Raw genomic sequence first — 21,906 nt, forward strand, 5'->3', positions numbered from 1 at the left:
CCCACTCAGGGATCGTTTCAGCTTGTAGACAAAGTCTAAGAATTAGACCAAGTCTACAAGCTTTTTTTGTATAATAGAAAGGAATAAAGCTTTTGTGGGGGATAAAAATGTTATCAAAACACACTAAAGAAGGAAGAAATCAAATTGAAATGGTTGCGCTAGATGAACTTGTTCCTGAGGATCATCTAGTTAGGAAAGTTGAACAAGCGATTGATTTTGAATTTATTTATGACTTAGTAGAAGATAAATATTGTTTAGACAATGGGCGGCCTGGTATTGATCCCGTTGTTCTCATTAAAATGGTCTTTACCCAATACCTCTTTGGCATACGCTCCATGCGTCAAACCATCAAAGAAATCGAAACCAACGTTGCTTATCGATGGTTTATTGGGTATTCGTTCAAAGAGAAAATCCCTCACTTTTCAACCTTCGGTAAAAACTACGTTAGGCGCTTCCACGATACGGATCTCTTTGAACAAATTTTCTACCGCATTTTGAAAGAAGCGATGACCAAAGGATTGGTGGATCCATCCGTTGCGTTTATAGATTCTACTCATGTAAAAGCGAATGCGAATAAGAAGAAATTCGAAAAGAAAATAGCCCGAGTCGAAACTAGAACGTATCAGGATCAGCTGGATAAAGAGATCAACATTGACCGAGAGGAACACGGAAAAAAGCCCTTCCCCCCACAGAATAAAGAAGAGTCAAAAGAAATAAAGGTCAGCACGACAGACCCTGAAAGTGGGTATTACGTAAAAGATGAGCGCGAAAAGCTGTTTGCGTATTCTTTTCATACGGCAAGCGACTCCCGGGGTTTTATCTTAGGATCTCTTGTCACGGGAGGAAATGTTCACGATAGTCGGATGTTGGACAAGCTCGTCACTCAAGTCACGGATAAAGTCGGTAAGCCCAGTTCTGTCGCTGTTGATGCAGGATATAAAACACCCCACATCGCTAAATTCCTCATGGACCAAGAAATCAGACCCGTTATGCCTTATACACGGCCGAGAACGAAAGACGGATATCTTAGGAAATACGAATACGTTTACGATGAATATTTTGACTCCTATCTTTGTCCCGAAGGACAAATTTTACCTTACCGTACTACCACAAGAGACGGGTACAAACAATACGCTTCAAATCCTTTGGAATGTAAAGACTGTCCTCTGTTAGAACGTTGTACACAAAGTAAGAATCACACCAAGATGATTCATCGACATGTGTGGCAGGATTACATAGATGAAGTAGAACATTTGAGACATACAGAACTTAATAAAACTCTATATGCGAAACGCAAAGAAACGATCGAACGGGTCTTTGCGGACGCAAAAGAAAAGCATGGCATGCGTTGGACGACCTTAAGAGGTCTTAAAAAAGTTTCAATGCAGGCGATGCTTACATTCGCTGCCATGAATCTTAAGAAGTTGGCAAACTGGACATGGCGAGGGCCATGTCCAGCCTAGAAACAGGAGAAAAATCTTTTAAAATATCAGAAAACCCCACCTTCGGTTAAAGTGAAGGTGGGGTTTGTCTACAGTCTGAAACGATCCCACTCAGGGATCGTTTTTACACTTTATCGATTATCAATTTTCTCCGGATACAAATCATGGTTCATCAGGCGATGGTCGGCCATCGTCTCATATTTCGTCCCCGGCTTTCCATAGTTACAGTATGGATCGATGCTGATTCCTCCACGCGGGGTGAATTTCCCCCATACTTCGATATAACGGGGATCCATCAGTTCGATGAGATCGTTCATGATGATGTTCATGCAGTCTTCATGGAAATCACCGTGATTACGGAAGCTGAACAGATAGAGCTTGAGAGATTTACTCTCCACCATCTTTTCACCAGGGATGTAGCTGATATAGATGGTAGCAAAATCCGGCTGACCCGTTTTCGGGCAGAGACTGGTGAATTCAGGACAGTTGAATTTCACAAAATAATCCCGGTTCGGATGCTTATTATCGAATGCTTCCAAGATGTGTGGAGCATACTCGAACAAGTAATTTGTCCCTTGATTCCCTAATAATGATAAATCTGTTAAATCTTCGTCTTTTCTTCCTGACATGTAAAAAATCCTCCCCTTCAGAGTGCCTCGAATGAAGGAGGACATAGCATTAGCCTAAGAATCGACATAACAGGCAGGTGAATTGAAAAAATTGTTATATCCTGTTATGCTTAAAGGATAACATGTTTAAGAAAACTTCATGTTAGATTCATAGAACCATAGTTTTTTATAGAGGGTTAATGCTATGAACCTCTCTCAGGTACGTGAGCGATAATTAGTGTTACAGAGGTTATATTAAATAAGAATTTTGGGAAAGTCAATCCAATTATAGGTTGAAATTTGCAGCAGGAATTTCGATTCTATCTATGGAATATAGTAATTGGTATTTTTGCTGGGAGTGATGATGAATGAATCAGCTGGTCAAGGCTTTCACCAAGTCTATTCTTGCAGGAGACGTGCATGCACTACTGGAACTGTATTCGTCTTCCATCGATTCAAAAATAGATAACTTTACTTTTTACGAAAAAATCATTAAACCATCTATGTATAGAATTGGTGAGCTTTGGGAGAAAAATCAAATTACCGTTGCAGATGAACATTTGGCTACTGCAACCCTTAAATATTTACTTGCAACTATTTTTACCCATCAAGAGGCTTTAGAAAACCAACCTAAAGCTCTTTTATTTTGTATTGAGGGTGAACATCACAGTTTGGGACTGGAGCTTGCGAACGAAGTATTCAAAGAAAAGCAATGGAATACCCGTTACTTGGGAGCCAACGTCCCGGTCAAAGATGCGTTAACCTTCATTAGCGCCTGGAAACCACATGCCATTGGAATATCCATTGGTATGACCACGGAACTGACCCGATTAAAAGAGTGCATCGAAGAAATCAGAGCGCACCATCAGGAGACTGACATTCTCGTCGGTGGCAGACTCGTCTCCCACTACTCTCTCGATTTCTTGGAAAAATCAAAGGTAACAAGCTTTTATGACTTGTTGGAACTCAATGAGTATCTTAACGATATGTCCAACGGGCTTGTTTCCTTGAAGGGCTAACTCCTTAATCACATGCAGCCGACAATATGAGGTTCTGGTATTCGTACCATTGGTCTTAATTTACGAGACGCAAGAGTGACGTCCGGAACCTTTCTCTAAGGAGTGATCATGTGGAAAATTTACACTTATGCCCTATTCCATATCTCTTACTGGATAGGCAGTTTAACTTAATAGATGCTTCAAATACCGGTTATGACTTCTTGATGCCCGGCGAAAACTTCATGAGCATCGTGGAAGAAGAAAGTTCACCAAAGTTCGCCCGGATCATTCATAAGCATCCAAAAGGCGAAATGGAACTGAATGTAAAGAAAAACGAAACTTTTGAGCTATTCGATATCTTCTTCCAGTTTTCAGATGTTCAGCAATATTACCATGTGGTCCTGATTGCCAAGGATCATCAATACAAAAAAGTATCCGAACAAATGAACGGCTTGTTCGATTTGATGGGTAACCCCGCATATTCGAGGAGAGAACCGAACCTCACAGAAGCACTGGCGAAAATTTCTTCTTTATTTTTAAAGCTTTCCAATACATCTGATTGGAATCGGCAAGAAGTTATGGATAAAATAAAAGAGATCGAACATCACATTCAACAAAATGTGAAATAATTTTATTTTATAGGAGAGACGATATGACTTTATTAACGAACATACTTGAGTACAACCAACAATTTGTAGAAGAGCAATCGTATGAAGAGTACCGGACCACCAAGTTCCCGGACAAACGCTTAGTGATTCTTACCTGTATGGACACTCGTTTAGTAGAGCTGCTCCCTAAATCCATGAACATGAAAAACGGAGATGTAAAAGTCGTCAAAAACGCAGGTGCCATCGTAAGCCACCCATTCGGAAGCATCATGCGCAGCCTGCTTGTGGCCGTCTACGAACTGCAGGCGGATGAAGTGATTGTCATCGGTCATCACGACTGCGGCATGAGCGCCATCAACAGCGACAGTATCCTTGACAAAATGAAGGAACGCGGCATTACGGAAGAAACACTCGATACCGTCAACTACTCGGGAATCGACCTCCACGACTGGCTGAAAGGCTTCAGCTCCGTACAGGAAAGCGTCGCCCACAGCGTCGACATGATCAAGAACCATCCATTGATGGACAAAAAGATCCCTGTTCACGGACTTGTCATCAGTCCCGAAACCGGGAAACTTGATCTGGTAGTAGAAGGGTACTAAGAAAAGCGGAGGCGGCTTGGTCAGTTCAGACAAGCATAACTTCTAAAAAACCATGAAGGCAAATTCGCCTTCATGGTTTTTTCATATCCCTTGTGTAGGGACGGACCTCGAAATTCGGCAACATTGAGATGGTAAACGTTGTCATATCAAGCTTTTCAACATCAAATCAGAGGTCCGTCCCTCTTCTAAATCCCTTCAATTCTTTGAGGATCGGCATGTTCTCGAGTTCCTCTTCGGTTACGTGCTCCCATTGGATGCCTTGTGGTTTTGGGTACGGGGTGTTGGTTTCCGTGATTCCTTCTTCTGTGATGATCCAGTCGACTGCAAGGTCATAGGAATCTCTTGGAATGTCGTCCCCTACCAGCTGTTCACAGTTTATCGTCGTAATGACCGGCACCGGTTTGTTTCCTATTTCCCGCAGGATGGCATATTCCCGGTCGGCGTACCCCTCCCCTTTTCCAAGTCTTCTTCCATCGGGGTGAATGGCAACGGAACCGACCACGATGAGGTCAATACTTGGAATATCTGTCAAAGGCACCACTTTCCCGTAAGTATTCATATGCTTGATGCTCGCTGCTTTCCTTTCCTCTCCCGCTGGAACAGAATCAGGCTTGATCATGACAAACCCATCCTTCAACCTTGGTGTCGGAATGAGGAGCGTTTTGCCGTCCTTTAGAATCGCTGCCCGCAGAGGAAGCTGCGGGGCATCAGGATTTACTTTCACCACACTCGCCGTCTTATAGATGTCCATACTCTGCACAAATGATGCAGCTTTCTCTGCCCCTTTGAAATTCGGGATCCTTCCCACTAATGGAAAAGGAAACCGGCCCAATTTCTTTTCTGTCAGCGCATTCCATACTTTATGCCTGATTTCATCTTTCACACTCATACTTTTTTCTCCCCTTTTTTCAAAAAAACCTGGAAACAGGTACTATTTTACTATACAATGAAACCTGTTCAAAATTACCTAATATGGAGGTGAATAACATGTCAATTTACGGTTTATTGGTTCTTGTCCATATTATTGCAGCGGTCGCAGGCCTTGGTGCAAGCTTCTCGATGCCTGTCGTGATGAGAACACCTGAAACGTCCCATCAGGCGAAATTCTCGTTAGATCTCAGTAAAAAAATCGAGACCTTTGCAAAAGTGGGCAGTATTGTACTCCTTATCACCGGTCTGATTATGGGCATCATCAACCCTTATCTATTCAAAACCGGCTGGTACATTGCTTCCATCGTGATTTATATCGGTGTCCAGTTCATCGTTGCCGGTATCATGCCGAAAAAAGTAAAGCTGATGGCCGAAATCATCCACAGCCACGAAGGTGAAGATGTCCCTGAATCTTATGGAAAAATAAACTCAGAATTAAAACCATACAACATCATTATACATAGTGCCGCTATTATTCTTATTATCTTAATGTCTATCAAACCGTTTTAATCTGAGTCTCCGGACTGCTTTTAGTGCAGGCTGGTTTTTTATTTTAAGAAGTCATTTCTCGAAATTTTTCATATTGCACCTCACCGTCATTTTCTTCCCCACCATTCATAAAATAGTGTATGGAAGGAGGAATTGGATGAAGGTATTTCGTGCTCGCCTTTCAGACCTGGAAGGCCTTATGGAACTTTTTAATGATTATCGCATGTTTTATCATCAGAAGTCGGATCCCGTGGGAGCGAGGCAGTATCTCGAAAAGCGTCTATCACATGATGAATCTGTAATCTTTGTGGCCATTCACGATGATGAATATGCAGGGTTCACCCAGCTGTATCCTTCTTTCTCCTCCGTTTATATGGAGCGGATCTGGAAGCTGAATGACCTTTATGTTTCCAAAAAAGCTCGCAGACTGGGTGCCGGACAGATGTTACTGGACGCAGCAAAGGAACATGCGGTGCAAACCAGTGCAAAGTCGGTTATTTTGGAAACGGACCGGGACAACGTTCAGGCTCAGGCATTGTATGAGAAGAATGGGTATATAAAGGAAGAGATGGTGTATCACTATACACTTCCACTTAGCTAAACAATCAATAAAAAAAGAACCGGGGGATAATTAAAACCAGCCCGGTTCTTTCGTCTATGCTGTTGCTTCATTAGATGAAATAGTTCTCATGCTTTCTTTGTTTGGTGTTTTAATTCTTGGTACAGGAATGAAATAACTGCTTAATGGTACGTACTGAATAAGTCGAATCATTCCTACACAAATTAATAATACTGCGACAAATGTTATTGGCAGATACACCATGTTCCACGTCGAAGAAGGTAAATAAAATTTCATCAAGTGAAGAACAAAGGGATGGATCAGGTAAATCCCCATTGAATACTTTCCTAATAACGTCAGGGGCTTTTTCAAAACACTCCACTTAGAAAGTAAAGGATACATACCAATAGTCGCAATACTCAATAGAGGTATATTCAATAAATTACTTGGTCTCCTATTGGTAAGGTCTCCATTAATTGTATACTCTATGATTGCCCCTGCCGTGAGGAGTAATGACAGGGTTAACATCGTCCAGGGGAAGTCAGTTGCAAAATCTCTGATATCCTCCCAGAAGAATGCCAACAACCCACCGAATGAAAAATAGAAAATCCATAACGGCATAAACGATTTACTTGCCATGAAGTTGCCGATGAATCCATCAATTTCGGGATCAAAACCTATCATTTGATAACTGATAAAGAAGGAGATAACGGTTAAAACAACCAATCCCATTTTAGTTCTGAAAACTTTTTGAAGAATGGGAAAGATAAAATAAAATTGAACAATTATGGCAATAAAATAGAGATGATAAAAGTGACCGCCAGTAAAGATCTTTACAATTTCTGTTTTTATTGCTCCAATCTGTTGGTTATCAAAATAATAGAGTAAGAAACGGTAAACCAAGCTCCATAAAATTAGTGGCATAATGATTTTTGATATTCTGGAAGTAACAAATTTATTAAAGGAATACGTGTTTCTTTTCACCTGATAGAATAAGAGAAACCCGGCTATCACAACAAATATAGGCGTTCCAAAACGTCCAACTTGGTTTAGAAAGTATGAAAACCAATTAAATGTATTATCATTCATTGAGTAATAAGTAGCTGATACGTGAACTCCCAATACAGCTAAACAAGCAAATGCTCTCAAAAAATGGATTTCAAAAAGATATTTCTTCTTTTTTGTTGACACGGTCTCTCTCCTTTCTTTCTGTTGATATCATAGGTAATTGTAATAGAATCAAGCATGAAAATCCCTGAGCTAACTTAAAAAGCAACTTTAGTTCTAAATTCATTTCGGATACTTTCATACCAACAACCGCTTAGAAAATCGTCTGAAGCAGGGTAAAACCTTATTAAATAAGAATTTCTATATTTTTACATTCATAAAAATAAGAATAATGACTTATAAGGTATATTAGACATTTTTCAACAAATAGCGACCAATTTCAACATCAACTTAATTGAATTAGAGGATATAAATGGATACAAAGCATTATTTACCCTAATAAAGAAGACCGCTTGAACAATTCAAGCAGTCTATCTCTATATCCAAGACCCCCTGCACCGGCCCCTCTCACATCGACTCCCCTTGCACTTCACCTTCGTCTGCAGCTGCATGTATTGATAAAAGAGGAAAGCATGTCGCCCTTTTCGTGTATGCGGGTCGATTTCCCCCTCCAGTTTCTTCATGAACATCCGATCACACTCACATGTCGGTCCGTACCGGTCATAGCAAAGGTCATGGGCTTTGCAGGCGGCGTCCACCGAATTGACGGGTGCCCCCGGTCCACTGCATCCCGGACCGCACCACTTGTATTCCGGGAAAATACATAGTTTCGGTCTGTCATTATTTCTCATCGTATTCTTCCTCTCCATTCATGATCTGCACATTTGTACGTTTTATTTCTCACCAAAAGGGAAATACACCTTATGAAAGAAATTTACATTACTATACTGTATGTGATGGAAAAAGTTCGGGTTTGTCCTAACGCCTATTTGACAAATAAGAAAACACTTAGGAGGAATGAATAATGGCTTTTCAATTAAAAGATAAGGTACCAAATTTCACGCTCCCCGCAGTTTCTGGTGAAACATTCTCGTTTGAGGATCATCAGAAGGAACATCAAAGCTGGCATCTCATTGTGTTCTTCCGTGGATCATGGTGTCCGGTTTGTCAGGAAGAGTTAAGGGAGCTTCAAGCGAACAAAGAATACTTTGAGAAACATAATGTGCACTTATTGACGATTTCGAGTGATAAGATGGCCGATTTACAGGAGTTCGCCAATAAAGAAGACCTGACCTTCCCTGTATTGGCCGACGAAAAATTAGAAGCGATCAAAGCCTATGATGTCTTCTATCATGGCGAGGATGCCCCTTACGAAGATCATGGCCAACATGGAGAACCTGCTTATTTCCTAGTGAACGAAAAAGGACAAGCCATGTACCAACAAAGACAAACGAGTCCTTTCGGCCGTCCCCATGCCAATGAACTTCGTAAAATCGTGAAATATATTCAAAAGAATGTAAAGTAAGAAGCAAAGCCGGGTTGACTGTGTAGTCAACCCGGCTTTTTCATGTCAGGGCAAGCTCCAGGCTGTTCCGGGCTTCCATCACTGTATGAGGCTGCCCTTCATGGTAGCCGTAAAGCAGTAACACCACGTTCGTATACACCGCTTTGAATCGGGCATAGTCCAATTCTTCCTCCCCGACCTCTCCATATTCTTTTAAAAATTGGGTCCTTCCTTCAGGAGTAAGAAAGCTGTAGATCAGGTTTAAATCAATGGCACGGTGACCAAGATGGACATCTCCCCAATCAAGGATCCCTGACAGAATGCCCTCTTTGTCCACCACAATGTTTTTAAAGTGAAGGTCGCCATGTACCAGTGTGGTTTCTTCAGGCAAAGCCTTACTTGGTAGGTTATGAAGATACGTCTCTAATTTATCCACTTGATGAAATAGATTGAGACCTTTGAGTTCATCCTTGTTTTTTTCCAATATGGGATGCCGCTTTTCAACATCCAACCGAGACAGCTCGTCATAAGGAACCCCATGTTTTTCTGCTGCCTCCACACTCGTTCCGTGAAGCTTTTTAAGGAACCGGGCCAATGCAATGGCAGACTCCCCCTCTCTCACGACAGATGCTGCCCGTGACGGGATGGTCCCATTCACAAAACGATATCCGAGAAATGGCCACTTGTACTGAGACGAAGGCATGCCGTAATAAGTCGGAACCGGAATCTGAAGGCCCCCACCGCTTTCTGCAAGGAGTGGCAATAGCTTTCCTTCCGTTTCCAAAAGCCTTACAGCGATCTCCCTCCTTGGGAACCGGAAAACCCAATCATTGTTTACGTTCATGACCGTATTGTCAAAACCATAATCCATGATCTGGATGTCAGCAGGGATCAAGTCCGGAAACTGGGACTCGATCAACCTTTTGGCCTGACAAGTGGTGACAGCTACTTCTGCGTCCCATAGATGCGCCACATTACCACACCTTTCTCAAGTGTTATTCTTTGTAGAACCAGAACTTCTTGTGATAAGTTTCAAGTAATCGGAAAAAATGATTATAGTCAAATATCAAGGAGGAATTGTAATGTTACCTGAAAAACAGCAGCAAATTCAATTAGTCTCCCGACCAGAAGGAATGCCTGTAAAAGAAGATTTCCTTTATAAAGAAATCGATGTGCCACAGCCTTCAAATGGGGAAGTGCTTGTCAAAACGATTTACCTTTCCGTGGATCCTTATATGCGCGGAAGAATGTCTGATGCCAAATCGTATGTTGAACCTTTCAAGCTAAACGAGGCATTGGCCGGCGGAGTGGTAGGAGAGATCGTGGAATCAAAATCTGCACACTTCCAAAAAGGGGACTTCGTAGTCGGCATGCTTCCTTGGCAGGAGTATTCCGTTGCGAAAGAGAAAGAGGTCCGCACCATCGATCCGGATGTCGCACCGATTTCCACATACTTAAGTATCCTTGGAATGACAGGACTTACTGCGTATTTCGGACTCATGGACATCGGTCAGCCGAAAGAAGGAGAAACCGTCGTCGTGTCCGGTGCTGCAGGTGCAGTCGGCTCAGTCGTAGGGCAAATTGCGAAGATCCAAGGTGCCCGTGTCGTCGGCATTGCAGGATCTGATGAAAAAGTCAGCTACCTGACGGATACTCTCGGATTTGACGAAGGCATCAACTATAAAACAACAGACAACATCTATAAAACGTTAAAAGAAGCATGTCCGGATGGTATCGACGTGTACTTTGAAAACGTCGGTGGTGAAATCGGAGACGCTGCCCTTAGTTTACTAAATAAACATGCGCGTATACCAGTGTGTGGGGCTATTTCGTCTTATAATAAAACAGATCGTGACCTTGGACCACGTGTTCAATCAAGACTGATCAAATCAAGCGCACTCATGAAAGGCTTTGTCGTCAATGACTACAACGACCGCTTCAAAGAAGGCGCAACAAAGCTTGGGGAGTGGCTTTCACAAGGAAAACTCCAATACGAAGAAACCATCACAGAAGGCCTCGACAACGTAACCGACGCCTTCCTCGGACTCTTCCAAGGCAAGAACATCGGCAAACAACTCGTCAAAATCGCCGAACCATCTAAATAAGCCCTTTTGAGGGACGGACCTCCATATTCACACCCATAACCCTGATAAAACAACATTCAGGTAAGTGTGAAGGGTGTCCGTCCCTCTTCCTTTTGCACATCCCTATGTTTACTCCTCCCCACCGGACGGGAAAAGAAAGAGATATGTGAGAAAACAGTTCTTGAAGGAGGAAGTATAGTGGAGAAGTACCAGATGTATGTGAATGGTGAGTTTGTGGATAGTATGTCGAAAGAGACGTGGGATGTGATTAATCCGGCGAATGAGGAGACGATTTCTTCTATTCCGCTTGGTACGGAAGACGATGTCAACCACGCCGTGGATGTTGCCCATACGGCTTTCCTTTCGTGGAGCAAGGTTCCTTCCAAGGAACGGGCTTCCTATTTATATAAAATTGCTGATAAGCTGGAGGAACGCCGTGATCAATTCGTTCAGATGCTGACAGATGAAAACGGGAAGACCCTTGCAGCTTCCGAAGGAGAAGTCGACCTTGCCATCGAGTATTTCCGCTACATGGCGGGCTGGGCGCTTCGCTACGAAGGAGAGATCCTAGAGAGTGAGCGTTCGAACGAGAACATACTCGTTTATAAGAAACCGATCGGGGTTGTGTCAGGGATCGTACCTTGGAACTTCCCAATGTTCATCCTGGCCAGAAAAGTGGCACCTGCACTCGTGACAGGATGTACAATCGTTCTGAAACCAAGTCAGTACACACCGAATACGGCATGTGAATTTGCTAAAATCATAGATGAAGTGAAACTGCCTAAAGGGGTCTTCAATCTGGTGACCGGAAAAGGCTCCGATATCGGAAATCCAATGTCCAGTCACCCTAAAGTGCGTATGGTGTCCATGACGGGAAGTTATCCTGCAGGTTCGAAAGTGATGGAAGCAGCATCCAAGTCCATTACGAAAGTAAATCTTGAACTCGGCGGTAAAGCTCCTGCGATTGTCACGAAACATGCTAATATCGACCTTGCCGTCGAAAAGATCAAAACGTCCAGAATTACGAATTCAGGTCAGGCGTGTACAAACGCGGAACGTGTCTATGTGCATGAGGATGTAGCGGAAGAATTTATCAGCAAGATGACCGAAGCCATGAAAAACACAACGGTCGGGGATCCGACAAACCGCGATAATGATATCGGTCCTCTCGTCAACAAAGACCGCCTTGAAACCGTGACGGAAATGGTCAACACCGCCGTCGAAAACGGAGCCAGAGTTCTTACGGGTGGGAAACCGGTAAACGTGGAAAAAGGATTCTACTATGAACCTACCATCCTTGTCGATGTAAAGCAGGAGATGGACATCATCCAGGAAGAAATCTTCGGACCGGTATTGCCGATCATGACGTACAAGGATTTTGATGAAGTGATCGAGCTTGCCAACGATACGGAGTATGGTCTTTCGTCTTCGATTTTCAGCGAGAACCTGCATGAGATCATGAGAGCCGCTAACGAGCTTCGATACGGGGAAACCTTCGTCAACCGTGAAAACTTCGAAGCCATCAATGGATTCCATGCCGGCCGTGGTCAATCCGGAATCGGTGGAGCTGACGGGAAACACGGACTGAATGAATACCTTGAAACACATGTTGTTTATCTCGAGTACGATGAAAACTATAAAGGTTAACAGAACGAAAAGCCTGGCCTCGGGTCAGGCTTTTTTATTATGATACATTTTCCCAACAAAAAAAGCCCTGCAATTCAGGACTTTTTAATAAACGGTATATGAGACACTTAAGAGATGATAAAGAAATTCGCCAACGCAATTAATAATAGAATGATTGCAACACCGGAACTCATCCATAGAATATCATTAAAATCCATTTTCAAATCAGCCATTTTATCTTTATTTAGCAACGAACTTCACTCCCTTGAAGATTTTCAATGAAACCGATGACTTTAAAGAGGGACAGATCCAGTTTAGGATTGGTCGATGTAGAACAATTCGAACACTCTATCTGATTTACATTCATCGTCGAACGGAACTCATTCGAACAACGCGTACACTCCAGTATATGTAAATCCTTTGTCTTCCCTTTCCGATCAAATTGAATACGCTCTCTGCCCTGGTTAATATAGCTCATGTTTTTTCTCTCCCGTCGATTGTTATTTAGTACATATTTACCCGGTGTAAAGAACATAAAACATGATTTATCTGATTTCTTGGAGAAAAAATGGACAGAGGAACATTGCAGCTTTTTACCCGTTTCCCCAGATTAAATTCCCTTATTTTACAAAATAATGTTTAAACACCTCCTTCACCGTTTATATGAAAAGTAACGATTCTATAAGGAGGAATTCCATGTCTTTAAGTAAGACCATCAGTGTGTTGGAAAACTTATACTTACAGAAGCCGGACAAGTTATTGACAATCTACTTAAATACCGACCGCAGCGATCCTGATCAGCAGGGCGGGGAGTGGAAGATCGCCCTCAAGAATGGGTTCAACCGACTCGAAGAATATCTTGAAAGCGCACCGGAAGAAAAAGAAAGGCTCCAAACCATCCGGCCGAAAGTGGAGAACCACGTGCATAGCCTTGAACGCGAGCTGCCACGGAGTTTCATCATTTTCGCTTCCGCGGATAGCGGGATCTGGGAAACGTTTGAACTTCAGGTGCCTGTGGAAACGAATTTCTACTGGGAGGAGAACCCTCATCTTGACCAATTGAAGGCTCTGCATAAAGAGCATCCCTTTACGGGGCTCGTGCTTCTTCAACAAAATCAGATCAAAATCCTCACTTCTGCGTTCGGAGAAATTCAGTCCAGCGAGTTCATGGAATTCGATCTGGAAACCGATGACTGGCGTAAGCACGAAGGACCGCATCATGCTGATGTCAGCATGGGAAGCGGCGGCGGAAAAGCCAATCAGCAGGAGGAGTACGAAAACCGCTTGAAAGCCAATCAACAACGTTGGTGGAAAAGTCTCGGCAGCATCCTCGACAAAAAAGCAGCCGATGAAAAATGGGAACGAATCATCCTCGTCGGGGATAAGGAAGAAGCCGCTGTACTGGAAGAGAGCATGAATAAAGAAGTCCATGAAACCATCGGAAAAAACTTATTGAATGAAAATGAACATAAAGTCGTGGAGAAAATACTGGCATAACCTTAGCGCCCACCGTCCTTTATCCGGACGGTGGATTTTTGTTGGATAATCCTCCACTCAAACAGGCACACGTCCCCCCTTCGTTCATACACTGAAATAAGGAGGTGTGTGTCCGTGCTTTCACGAATAAAATGGCTGTCCTTTTCAATTGAATTATTTCTCGCTGTCCCCATCTTTGGTAATATCGCCGGAGAATCGATTCCTTTTCTCCTCTGTCTAATAGCTCTGTGGCATGCGAGCGTATTGTACATTTCCAGGTCGGAAGATCAGCCGATCCTTGGCAGTCTCCTTGGAATTCTTGCTTCCTTTCTGAACTTCTTCCCGATTATCCGATTGATTGCCCATGCAATCACTGCAATTGTCCTTATCTTTGAAATTCAGAAGGCCCCCGGGATGGAATGAACAAGTAAAAAGGATGGTTCCCGAAATGAGGACCATCCTTTTTTTTATATTTATTGAAGCATTCCGCCTGCATTCTCGTATCTTGCATTGAACTCCTGCAGGAATTGATTCGTGATGCTATCGTCATGGATGATGAGCATATTTTCATCATTCACATTATTACCGTTTTCGCTCCAGTTGGTCGACCCCACAATGACCGTTGGATCACTGTTTGTGTCCGCATCGATGAGCATCGTTTTGGCATGCAGCTTGCGACTTTCATTGGCTGCGTAGACAGGTGCAGGATTCGCCCAGCGTGTATTCGGGTTATTCGTACTCGTTTGGGTGGCTGTTCTTCCTGTCATTTCGATGCTCGCTGACCACCATTGATTCCAGAAGCTTGGATCGAACACGCCTTTTACGTCAAAGCCAGTCCGTGTCCCCTGATTATCCACATAGCTTCCTTCCCATTTGTTCTTCAATTCGTCCACCAATGCCTGATCGCTCCAGGCGAAAATGGTGAAGTACGCATTTTCGTCCGCTTCCGTTTTCACAAGGTCCCTCATGCGTCCAACAGCGTCATCCCCTGAAGAGAAATAAATTTCAACTTTACCGCCACCGATGGTCAGGGTATGAGGCGTATTATCGATTTTGCGGGTACTGAAATTAGAAACCGTATTATCCGGTGTCGTCGTCCCGCTTCCCCACATTTCTTCAAATTCTGTTTTATAGATAGAGGCAAGCTCAGGTGAATGGACCTCTACGACATGCTGCTGATTTCCGTCAAGGATTCCTTGCTCCATGTTTTCTTCTGTTCCATAAAGTCCTGTAACGGTAAAGTTCCAGCTGCCGGTGAAGACCCATTGCCCATCGATCACAGCAAATTTATTATGCATCTGATTACCGGGAGAATAGTAGCTGTCCGTGGCTTTCAGTTCTCCTTCGACAAACATATAGCCTGTAGTCGCCGTACTTCCGACTGTCACATTACGCTTTGGAAAGTCATTGAAGCTTGCTGGTAAACCATAGGCCCCACGCTTCGTTGCATCTTCAACGACAAACATGGGAGAATCCGATAAAATATGGGCATCGTCCCCAGTTCCGACTACTCCATCCTTTCCTCGGACAAGCTTTTCCAAGTTTAGACGCATCGTCTCATAGCGTTCTGCATAGTGAGGATCACTTCCGTCCTTTGCGTCTGCCAGAATGCGTACGTCCACTCCTTGAGCGGCTTTTTCCATTAGCGCATCCACCACCCGCGGCAGATTGATTTCATATGTGGCGAAATCGATTGACGTTGTCGCTGCATTCAATCGCTTTAATAATCGATCTTCGAGATTGACATTGTAGTTTGCTTCATTACCCGGCATGGCGTATTGTGTAGAGGCGCTTTTATTGAAATAGACATTGATGGCCCCCAGCTCCTCGCTCACATTCGTAAGGGATTCACTCCCATCACCCGCCGGAGCTTCGGCATTAGCCGCTTTAGGTGTCCCGAATCCACCTTCGTATGAAGTGGTTGCCGTACTCCAATTCGTTGTGACGATCCCACTGACAGACGGATCGATCCTCGACATCGTCGCTTTCGTCGTATTGTCCCCGGCATACCATCCGTTCACTTCATCGATGATGGTACCCGATGCATCTTTCAAATACAGGGTTTCATTGGAATTCCCAAGGCTTCCTGTATATACTTGATCAGCTGTAACAGTTGAGATCGTGCTGTCGCTCGTTCTTTCCAGCAAAAAATAATCCTGTGCCCCAACCGTTCCGCTTAAAGCAATGCTCGGTGAACCGTCCCCGGCTTCAAGTGTCCAACCATCAAGGACAATATCCGTTGAAGTCGGATTGTGGAGTTCCATCCATTCATTATTGTAGGAACCTGTCGTTCCCATCCAGGCCACTTCATTGATGACGGCTGACTGGGTGGCCGCTTCCACGCTCTTATTCATCCCACCCTGTGGCTGTATGAATCCTCCCGTCAATAAAAACAGGATACTGATGATCGATAATGATACCTTTTTGGTCCTCATGCCCTTTCCCCTTTCAGAATGCAAAGATATTAAAATGATTACAGTACAAGTATATTTTGTCGCATTTTGTAATGTAAGGGGAGAATGGACATGATTTTTCTAACCATTTTGTAAATTTTGTAGATTCAGTGTAAATCGTCATCACTATATTCCTACTAGTTTTACTTTATTTACTAATATATTTGGTCTATTTGGAAACAAACGTTTAAACTAAAGGAAGAAACCCATTCAGGTACAAAGACCCAATAAAAAAACAGCAAAGTCCTCTTCAGACTCTGCTGTTTACAATTCAATTTCCCAGTCCTCCCTCATTACCAGGTACAGAAGAAGAAGGGTGTTTTCAAGTTCTTCATAGGTCATCCCATCCATATCCATCCCCAATTTCGGAAACAGGATATCGGCCAATTTTTTGCTTAAATGATTTCGCTCTGAAAGGGGCAGCTGCAGGAAGCGATTCGCGTACGTCCTGACCAGGTTCCATTCTTTCGTACCGAGCTGCTTCAACGTCCATTCTTCGACTGACAGGTCTTCCTGCCTGAGCCCACGCTGCTGGATTTCTTTTTCAATGGCTTTCTCTTTTCTCTTTCCTTTGACCCGCCGTTCATGCACGACGATGGTTCCTGCCACGATGTCACCCAGCCGTTTGTGCTTGGAGTGAAGGAAGATCATGATTATCCCGAGAAAATAAGAGACCGGAAGCATGTCGATGATTCTCATCAGATTACGGATGAAGCAGGATAAGAGTGTGACACTGTGTCCATTCTCCTGTATCACGCGGATGCCCAACATCCGTTTCCCCACTGTTTTCCCTCCCCAGAAGTATTCCAGGGCGAAGAAATATCCCCAATTAATGACGAAGATGGTGATCAAGAAGAACCCGAGAAAAACGGAATTGAAATCGAACATATTTAGTTTCAGGTTATCGTCTGCAAGGACGAAAAACAGGAGCACCACAATCAAGATGTTAATGATGGTCAAGATGATTTGATCGATCATAAGTGCAGCGGCACGACTCCCCAGTCCCGCCGGCTGAAATTTCAGGGATACATATTCGGGCGTCCGGATATCGACCTGTTCTTCATGCATATCCATCCCCTCCTTTTGGTTGAATTTGCCTTTAATAGTTTCTATTTTTTTCTAAACTTACTATAATAAGAGATAAGAAATCCAATGAACGAGTAGGTGTCACAATGAAAGTGAAGCAATTTGTCAAACAGCACCGGGATGATTGGAAGTCTCTTGAGGATCTCCTCGGAACGTTGCGAAAAAGAAAGAATATGACGGGGACGTCCATCGATCAGTTCAATCGCCTCTATCAAAAGGCTGCCCAGAATTTATCCTACAGCCAGACCTATTTCCCTGAAGAAGAAGTGACGGATTATTTAAACGGACTCGTGTCGAAATCTCACAATCTCTTTTATAAAGATCAGATCACAAGCGGAAAGCAAATCCGGCATTTTTTCTCCACGACGTTTATCGGTCTCCTTCTCGATCAATGGAAATTCGTTGTCCTGGCAATGGTCTTGTTTACGATCGGTGCACTGGCTGCCTTTCTTTCTGTCGTGAATGATCCCCTGCATCTTTATTCCATCCTCCCCCCTGAAATGTCTCAGGGAGTGGACCCCGGTAATCTGGGGAAAAGTGACGGGGAAGTGAATTCTTCCATCATGTCCGCTGCCATCATGACCAATAATATCAAAGTGGCCTTCCTTGCTTTTGCAGGCGGTGTTACGTTCGGCTTATTGACGATGTATATGCTTGTATACAACGGCATCATAGTCGGTGCCCTTGCCGCCGTCTTCTGGCATCAGGGAATGAGCTACGAATTCTGGGCATATATTGTCCCACACGGCATGATTGAGCTTACGGCCATTTTCATAGCCGGTGGTGCGGGACTGTTGATGGGTTATAAGCTTTTCGTACCCGGACGCTTCACGCGGGGATATCAACTGAAGGAGCAGGCGAAGCGATCCGTCCAGCTCCTCCTCGGTACGATCCCGCTATTTGTCATCGCCGGTATCATCGAAGGCTTCATCACACCGGCAGCGATTTCACTTCCTGCGAAGTACATGGTCGCTCTGTTGACGGTTGCCGGACTGATTCTCTATGTGGCCATCGGTAAGCTCCGACTCAGCAGGCTACACTAATCCGCGGTTCATCAGATCTATATAGTACGAAACGGCGGTCGTTGCCAGTTTCTCTTCACGGGCCTCCACCATCAGGAGGCCCTGTTTTTCCCACTTGGATTTCTCCCTCTTTTTAACGAGCATCTGTTTCTGGGCCATACTCTTCATCATCGCCTGGATCTCGTCAACCGGCTCCGACTTGATCCTTTTCACCAACATCTCATCTTCAATCCCGATCATTAAAAAGAGATGCTGCCTGCGCAGTCGCTGCAGATAATAGAGAGCATTATCTTCATGGAGGAATGTGTGGATATCGCTGAATAATAACAGCAGACTCCGTTTCTTCTGGACCGTCTGGACGTAATGGAGGACGGCGGCATAATTGGATTCCGCCGCGTCCACCTCGAGATTATAAATGCGGTGGAGGATGGTCTGGAGATGCGCCATCCCTTTGGCAGGCGGGATGTAGACCTTCACATTCTTACTGAAAGCGAGGACCGAAACATAGTCCCCGTTCTGAAGGGCAGCCGCCGTGACGGTCATGGCGGCTTCAAGGGACCTCTCCAAACGGTTCCCTTTCTTCAGCTCCGCCCCCATCATCCGTCCGCAATCAATGAGAATCGTGATATACTTTCCATGCTCAGGTTCATATTCATTCGTCATCACTTCTCTGAGCTTTGCCGTTTGACGCCAGTTGATCTTTCTTGGATCATCCCCGACGACGTAATTCCTTATTTTAGAAAACTCCCCTGCGCCACTCTGCATCTTCCGGATTTTCACCCCTTCATACAGTAAAAACAGCTGGGCATCTTCGAGTACCTTTCTCGTTTCAGTGAGATCGGGGATGACTTTCACCTTCTCCACCGTTTCAACGGTTTTTTGTTTCTCCCAGAGTCCCAGTGAGCTCCGGTAGCGGAAATAGAGCCGGGTTAACTCATAGTCCCCCCGTACAGGGGTCACCACATGGTAAGAGGGCTTAACAGTTGAATGTCCGGATAGCTTCCCTTTAAGCGGGAATGTGGCTTGAAAGCTTTGCGGTGTCCCGTCCAAGAGACGATACGACATATCCCGATCCGATGTGTTATGGATCGTTAACTCGACCGTATAATCAAGTCCCCTTTCCATTTGATCAGGGATGCTCCTCTTTACTTCAATATTTTTCTTTGAAGGAGAGAACGTTAAATCGATGAGACTCAAAGCGAGAAACAAACCATTCAATACAAAGATCCATGTCCATGACAGCCCAACCAGCGTACCTGCAAAAAGGATACCTGAAAAGCATGTGTACACGATCAGCAGCCGCCCAGTCGGCAGGATCCCCTTATCTTGGAACAGTAATCGACCCAATAAGCTCCTGGATGACTTGGTCAATGGTCAGTCCCTCCAATTCTACGTGCGGAGATAGCTGGATGCGATGTCTGAGGGCAGGTCTTGCCACCATTTTGATATCATCAGGGGTGACATAGTCCCTCCCTGACAGATAGGCCCACGACCTGCCTGCCTTGCCGATCGAAATGGCCGCCCTTGTACTTGCACCGAAGCGGATTGTCTCCGTTTCCCGGGTTTTCCTGACGATTTGCATGATATAATCCAATACTGCGTCGCTTAAGGTGACCTCCTCGATTTCTTTCCTGATGGATAAGAAGGTTTCAATGTCGAGGACCGCCCCCACTTCACTCCGGTCAACATGGTTCTCGATCACCTGTTTTAAAACCGATTTCTCTTCTTCAAATGAAGGGAAATCAATATCGAGCTTGAACAGGAATCGGTCCTGCTGAGCTTCGGGAAGCGGGTAGGTACCTTCGAATTCAATCGGATTCTGGGTTGCCACCACAAAGAATACCTCTTCAAGGGGGTACGTCGATCCTTGGATCGTCACCTGCTTTTCTTCCATGGCTTCAAGGAGTGCCGCCTGGGTCTTCGCGGGTGTCCGGTTGATTTCATCGGCTAATAGGACGTTGGTGAAAATCGGTCCCTTAATCGTTTGGAAACGGTTGTCCTTCATGTTATAAATCGTACTTCCCGTTATGTCACTCGGCAGCAGGTCCGGGGTGAATTGAATCCGGTTAAAGCTTCCTCCAAGCAAACGGGACAATGTTTTGACCATTTGAGTCTTCCCGGTGCCCGGGACCCCTTCGATCAATACATGTCCTCCTGCGAGAATCGAAGACAGCAAGAGTTTAAGATTCGTCCCCTGTCCTACGATGCGCTCTTCAAATATCTCCATTAAGGATGTGATTTCTGTTTTCAACGATCCTCCACCTCTTTCCTGAATAATTCTAATCTTTTCGACCACATGATGTATTCCTGTTTACTGATTCTTTCTTTATTCAGTACACCCTTTATCCCCATTAAAAAAGAGGCAATTTCCTTTTCGGAGACGGTTTGCAGTCTCCGTTCCAGCGGTTCTTTCAAGTCCCCCCACTCTTTACTCGTCGGGATCCCCCACCGTTCCTGGAACAGGAGTCTTACATAATCAGACTGGATCAGAAGGGAGTCCCTGTATTGTTTCCCTTTCAAGTACCACGCTGAAAGGGCCTTGATTCGCTCATCGCTGAACCGGACCGTTTCCTCCCGGGGGGTGAGAATTCCCCCGAACCGTTTCCCCTGCATCCATAGCCCAAGTAAAGTGAAGATGGCTGATTGGAGAAGCAGGAGCAATAGCCATTGCGGATAAAGATTCGCAGGGGTTGCCCCGCTTTCTCCTCCGTGGAGGAATTCATCAAACAGGATGGTCCCCTCTTCTGCACCACCTTCTTTTAACAAAAGAAGAATGAGAGAAAGATGATCCTTCTCCAGGATACTGCCGTTCGTCATCCAGGCAGGTGTGGTGGAAACAATCAGTGACCCCTGACCTACGTCCGTTTTGTAGGCGATCGTTCCGTCCACGTCATCCAGGAGGACCGTGTCTCCCGCCTCTTCTTCAAGGCGGACGCCGGATAAAGTATCGGTCTTATATGTATTTCCATTCCCGTCACGTACAAGTGGAAGAATGGGGTTGTCTCCTATCATTTCCGTCTTGATATCGAACATCCCTTTTGGATTATCCTTCAGAAGGAGGATGGTATTTCCCCGCCTCATGAAATCCTCGTATTCTTCCATTTCTTCCTGATCCGGGACTGTAAAGGGCTCCGCCATGATCAGAAGCTGGCCGGTTTCTTTTTTGGACAACCGGTCAGGTGAAAGGGACCATCTGGAAATGGCATCCCCTTCGTCCTCTAAATAGGTGTAAAGGGCCTTTATCCCTGTTGGCGAGGGGGATTCTGATACATAAGCGGGATACTCCTTCAGCTTTTCCGGAGAAAGAAAGACCCCGATCACGATGAATACACCAAGAAGACCCACCAGGGGGATCCACCTTTTTATAGTTAACTTCAATGCCCGATCCTACCTCCTTTCCCTTACACTGTC

Annotated in this window: 23 protein-coding genes; 12 read left to right on the forward strand and 11 right to left on the reverse strand. The window is 44.5% G+C overall.

The window, feature by feature from the left end; all coding sequences use genetic code 11:
* The first annotated feature begins 107 nt into the window (after positions 1 to 107).
* Complete coding sequence (locus N5C46_RS11875; RefSeq protein ID WP_261748840.1) at positions 108 to 1,463, forward strand: IS1182 family transposase; 1,356 nt, start codon at positions 108 to 110, stop codon at positions 1,461 to 1,463.
* A 110-nt stretch (positions 1,464 to 1,573) separates the two neighbouring features.
* Here N5C46_RS11875 and queF read toward each other — a convergent pair whose 3' ends face one another.
* Positions 1,574 to 2,071 (reverse strand): preQ(1) synthase, encoded by a 498-nt coding sequence (gene queF / locus N5C46_RS11880; RefSeq protein WP_034761195.1) that lies wholly within the window; start codon positions 2,069 to 2,071, stop codon positions 1,574 to 1,576.
* 347 nt (positions 2,072 to 2,418) lie between these two features.
* On the opposite strand from queF, the gene N5C46_RS11885 reads away from it, so the two are divergent.
* The 3 genes from N5C46_RS11885 to N5C46_RS11895 all read left to right on the forward strand — a co-directional run bounded on the left by N5C46_RS11885 (position 2,419) and on the right by N5C46_RS11895 (position 4,258).
* On the forward strand, positions 2,419 to 3,069 hold the full coding sequence (locus tag N5C46_RS11885; RefSeq protein ID WP_261748841.1) for a cobalamin B12-binding domain-containing protein: 651 nt from the start codon (positions 2,419 to 2,421) through the stop codon (positions 3,067 to 3,069).
* A 110-nt stretch (positions 3,070 to 3,179) separates the two neighbouring features.
* On the forward strand, positions 3,180 to 3,677 hold the full coding sequence (locus N5C46_RS11890) for a hypothetical protein (protein WP_034761192.1): 498 nt from the start codon (positions 3,180 to 3,182) through the stop codon (positions 3,675 to 3,677).
* Positions 3,678 to 3,700: 23 nt separating this feature from the next.
* Entirely contained in the window at positions 3,701 to 4,258 is a 558-nt protein-coding gene (locus tag N5C46_RS11895; RefSeq protein WP_261748842.1) for a beta-class carbonic anhydrase, read from the forward strand.
* A 166-nt stretch (positions 4,259 to 4,424) separates the two neighbouring features.
* On the opposite strand, the gene N5C46_RS11900 is transcribed toward N5C46_RS11895, so the two are convergent.
* The gene (locus N5C46_RS11900; RefSeq protein ID WP_034761188.1) at positions 4,425 to 5,147 is read right to left on the reverse strand and encodes a 5-formyltetrahydrofolate cyclo-ligase; all 723 of its coding nucleotides are present in this window, start codon (positions 5,145 to 5,147) and stop codon (positions 4,425 to 4,427) included.
* Between the two features lie 98 nt (positions 5,148 to 5,245).
* On the opposite strand from N5C46_RS11900, the gene N5C46_RS11905 reads away from it, so the two are divergent.
* Complete coding sequence (locus N5C46_RS11905) at positions 5,246 to 5,698, forward strand: DUF2269 domain-containing protein (protein WP_261748843.1); 453 nt, start codon at positions 5,246 to 5,248, stop codon at positions 5,696 to 5,698.
* Positions 5,699 to 5,834: 136 nt separating this feature from the next.
* Complete coding sequence (locus N5C46_RS11910) at positions 5,835 to 6,278, forward strand: GNAT family N-acetyltransferase (protein ID WP_261748844.1); 444 nt, start codon at positions 5,835 to 5,837, stop codon at positions 6,276 to 6,278.
* Between the two features lie 54 nt (positions 6,279 to 6,332).
* On the opposite strand, the gene N5C46_RS11915 is transcribed toward N5C46_RS11910, so the two are convergent.
* Together N5C46_RS11915 and N5C46_RS11920 are read right to left on the reverse strand one after the other, a co-directional pair.
* On the reverse strand, positions 6,333 to 7,427 hold the full coding sequence (locus N5C46_RS11915) for an acyltransferase (RefSeq protein ID WP_261748845.1): 1,095 nt from the start codon (positions 7,425 to 7,427) through the stop codon (positions 6,333 to 6,335).
* Positions 7,428 to 7,780: 353 nt separating this feature from the next.
* Positions 7,781 to 8,095, reverse strand: a complete 315-nt coding sequence (locus N5C46_RS11920; RefSeq protein WP_261748846.1) for a phospholipase — start codon at positions 8,093 to 8,095, stop codon at positions 7,781 to 7,783.
* Positions 8,096 to 8,265: 170 nt separating this feature from the next.
* Between N5C46_RS11920 and N5C46_RS11925 the strand changes: the two genes are divergently transcribed.
* On the forward strand, positions 8,266 to 8,769 hold the full coding sequence (locus N5C46_RS11925; protein WP_034761180.1) for a peroxiredoxin family protein: 504 nt from the start codon (positions 8,266 to 8,268) through the stop codon (positions 8,767 to 8,769).
* Between the two features lie 40 nt (positions 8,770 to 8,809).
* Here N5C46_RS11925 and N5C46_RS11930 read toward each other — a convergent pair whose 3' ends face one another.
* The gene (locus N5C46_RS11930; protein WP_261748847.1) at positions 8,810 to 9,721 is read right to left on the reverse strand and encodes a phosphotransferase; all 912 of its coding nucleotides are present in this window, start codon (positions 9,719 to 9,721) and stop codon (positions 8,810 to 8,812) included.
* A 109-nt stretch (positions 9,722 to 9,830) separates the two neighbouring features.
* Here N5C46_RS11930 and N5C46_RS11935 point away from each other — a divergent pair, with 109 nt between their 5' ends.
* The gene (locus tag N5C46_RS11935) at positions 9,831 to 10,853 is read left to right on the forward strand and encodes an NADP-dependent oxidoreductase (RefSeq protein WP_261748848.1); all 1,023 of its coding nucleotides are present in this window, start codon (positions 9,831 to 9,833) and stop codon (positions 10,851 to 10,853) included.
* Between the two features lie 177 nt (positions 10,854 to 11,030).
* Positions 11,031 to 12,479 carry an aldehyde dehydrogenase gene (gene aldA / locus N5C46_RS11940; protein WP_261748849.1) on the forward strand — a complete coding sequence of 483 codons (1,449 nt, stop codon included), beginning with the start codon at positions 11,031 to 11,033 and terminating at the stop codon, positions 12,477 to 12,479.
* A 223-nt stretch (positions 12,480 to 12,702) separates the two neighbouring features.
* Here the strand turns inward: aldA and N5C46_RS11945 are convergent, their stop codons facing one another.
* Positions 12,703 to 12,936, reverse strand: coding sequence for a hypothetical protein (locus tag N5C46_RS11945; protein ID WP_034761169.1), 234 nt, complete (start codon positions 12,934 to 12,936; stop codon positions 12,703 to 12,705).
* A 218-nt stretch (positions 12,937 to 13,154) separates the two neighbouring features.
* On the opposite strand from N5C46_RS11945, the gene N5C46_RS11950 reads away from it, so the two are divergent.
* Positions 13,155 to 13,955: a VLRF1 family aeRF1-type release factor gene (locus N5C46_RS11950; protein ID WP_261748850.1), complete on the forward strand. Its 801-nt coding sequence runs from the start codon at positions 13,155 to 13,157 to the stop codon at positions 13,953 to 13,955.
* A gap of 114 nt (positions 13,956 to 14,069) precedes the next feature.
* Positions 14,070 to 14,357, forward strand: a complete 288-nt coding sequence (locus N5C46_RS11955; RefSeq protein ID WP_079530780.1) for a hypothetical protein — start codon at positions 14,070 to 14,072, stop codon at positions 14,355 to 14,357.
* A 50-nt stretch (positions 14,358 to 14,407) separates the two neighbouring features.
* Here N5C46_RS11955 and N5C46_RS11960 read toward each other — a convergent pair whose 3' ends face one another.
* Both N5C46_RS11960 and N5C46_RS11965 read right to left on the reverse strand, forming a co-directional pair.
* The gene (locus N5C46_RS11960; protein WP_261748851.1) at positions 14,408 to 16,369 is read right to left on the reverse strand and encodes a phospholipase D-like domain-containing protein; all 1,962 of its coding nucleotides are present in this window, start codon (positions 16,367 to 16,369) and stop codon (positions 14,408 to 14,410) included.
* Between the two features lie 282 nt (positions 16,370 to 16,651).
* A complete protein-coding gene (locus N5C46_RS11965) occupies positions 16,652 to 17,455 on the reverse strand; it encodes an RDD family protein (protein ID WP_261748852.1) in 804 nt (267 codons plus the stop codon).
* A gap of 104 nt (positions 17,456 to 17,559) precedes the next feature.
* On the opposite strand from N5C46_RS11965, the gene N5C46_RS11970 reads away from it, so the two are divergent.
* Positions 17,560 to 18,516 (forward strand): stage II sporulation protein M, encoded by a 957-nt coding sequence (locus N5C46_RS11970; protein ID WP_261748853.1) that lies wholly within the window; start codon positions 17,560 to 17,562, stop codon positions 18,514 to 18,516.
* On the opposite strand, the gene N5C46_RS11975 is transcribed toward N5C46_RS11970, so the two are convergent.
* The 3 genes from N5C46_RS11975 to N5C46_RS11985 are packed head-to-tail and all read right to left on the reverse strand — an operon-like array spanning position 18,508 to position 21,873.
* Positions 18,508 to 19,866: a DUF58 domain-containing protein gene (locus tag N5C46_RS11975; protein WP_261748854.1), complete on the reverse strand. Its 1,359-nt coding sequence runs from the start codon at positions 19,864 to 19,866 to the stop codon at positions 18,508 to 18,510. The genes N5C46_RS11970 and N5C46_RS11975 overlap by 9 nt on opposite strands.
* Complete coding sequence (locus N5C46_RS11980) at positions 19,817 to 20,746, reverse strand: AAA family ATPase (RefSeq protein WP_034761154.1); 930 nt, start codon at positions 20,744 to 20,746, stop codon at positions 19,817 to 19,819. Before N5C46_RS11980 ends, N5C46_RS11975 begins: the two co-directional genes overlap by 50 nt.
* A complete protein-coding gene (locus N5C46_RS11985) occupies positions 20,743 to 21,873 on the reverse strand; it encodes a DUF4350 domain-containing protein (RefSeq protein ID WP_261748855.1) in 1,131 nt (376 codons plus the stop codon). The genes N5C46_RS11980 and N5C46_RS11985 overlap by 4 nt, the downstream gene beginning before the upstream one ends.
* Positions 21,874 to 21,906: the final 33 nt, after the last annotated feature.

Source organism: Rossellomorea vietnamensis, assembly GCF_025398035.1.
Classification (GTDB): Bacteria; Bacillota; Bacilli; order Bacillales; family Bacillaceae_B; genus Rossellomorea; species Rossellomorea vietnamensis_B.

Bases quoted from the DNA above. Each gene is read 5' to 3' on its own strand.
- N5C46_RS11945 (WP_034761169.1), bottom strand. From the start codon at position 12,936: ATGAGCTATATTAACCAGGGCAGAGAGCGTATTCAATTTGATCGGAAA.
- N5C46_RS11875 (WP_261748840.1), top strand. From the start codon at position 108: ATGTTATCAAAACACACTAAAGAAGGAAGAAATCAAATTGAAATGGTT.
- N5C46_RS11950 (WP_261748850.1), top strand. From the start codon at position 13,155: ATGTCTTTAAGTAAGACCATCAGTGTGTTGGAAAACTTATACTTACAG.
- N5C46_RS11885 (WP_261748841.1), top strand. From the start codon at position 2,419: ATGAATCAGCTGGTCAAGGCTTTCACCAAGTCTATTCTTGCAGGAGAC.
- N5C46_RS11970 (WP_261748853.1), top strand. From the start codon at position 17,560: ATGAAAGTGAAGCAATTTGTCAAACAGCACCGGGATGATTGGAAGTCT.
- N5C46_RS11910 (WP_261748844.1), top strand. From the start codon at position 5,835: ATGAAGGTATTTCGTGCTCGCCTTTCAGACCTGGAAGGCCTTATGGAA.
- N5C46_RS11920 (WP_261748846.1), bottom strand. From the start codon at position 8,095: ATGAGAAATAATGACAGACCGAAACTATGTATTTTCCCGGAATACAAG.
- N5C46_RS11935 (WP_261748848.1), top strand. From the start codon at position 9,831: ATGTTACCTGAAAAACAGCAGCAAATTCAATTAGTCTCCCGACCAGAA.
- N5C46_RS11895 (WP_261748842.1), top strand. From the start codon at position 3,701: ATGACTTTATTAACGAACATACTTGAGTACAACCAACAATTTGTAGAA.
- N5C46_RS11960 (WP_261748851.1), bottom strand. From the start codon at position 16,369: ATGAGGACCAAAAAGGTATCATTATCGATCATCAGTATCCTGTTTTTA.
- N5C46_RS11900 (WP_034761188.1), bottom strand. From the start codon at position 5,147: ATGAGTGTGAAAGATGAAATCAGGCATAAAGTATGGAATGCGCTGACA.
- N5C46_RS11905 (WP_261748843.1), top strand. From the start codon at position 5,246: ATGTCAATTTACGGTTTATTGGTTCTTGTCCATATTATTGCAGCGGTC.
- queF (WP_034761195.1), bottom strand. From the start codon at position 2,071: ATGTCAGGAAGAAAAGACGAAGATTTAACAGATTTATCATTATTAGGG.
- N5C46_RS11965 (WP_261748852.1), bottom strand. From the start codon at position 17,455: ATGCATGAAGAACAGGTCGATATCCGGACGCCCGAATATGTATCCCTG.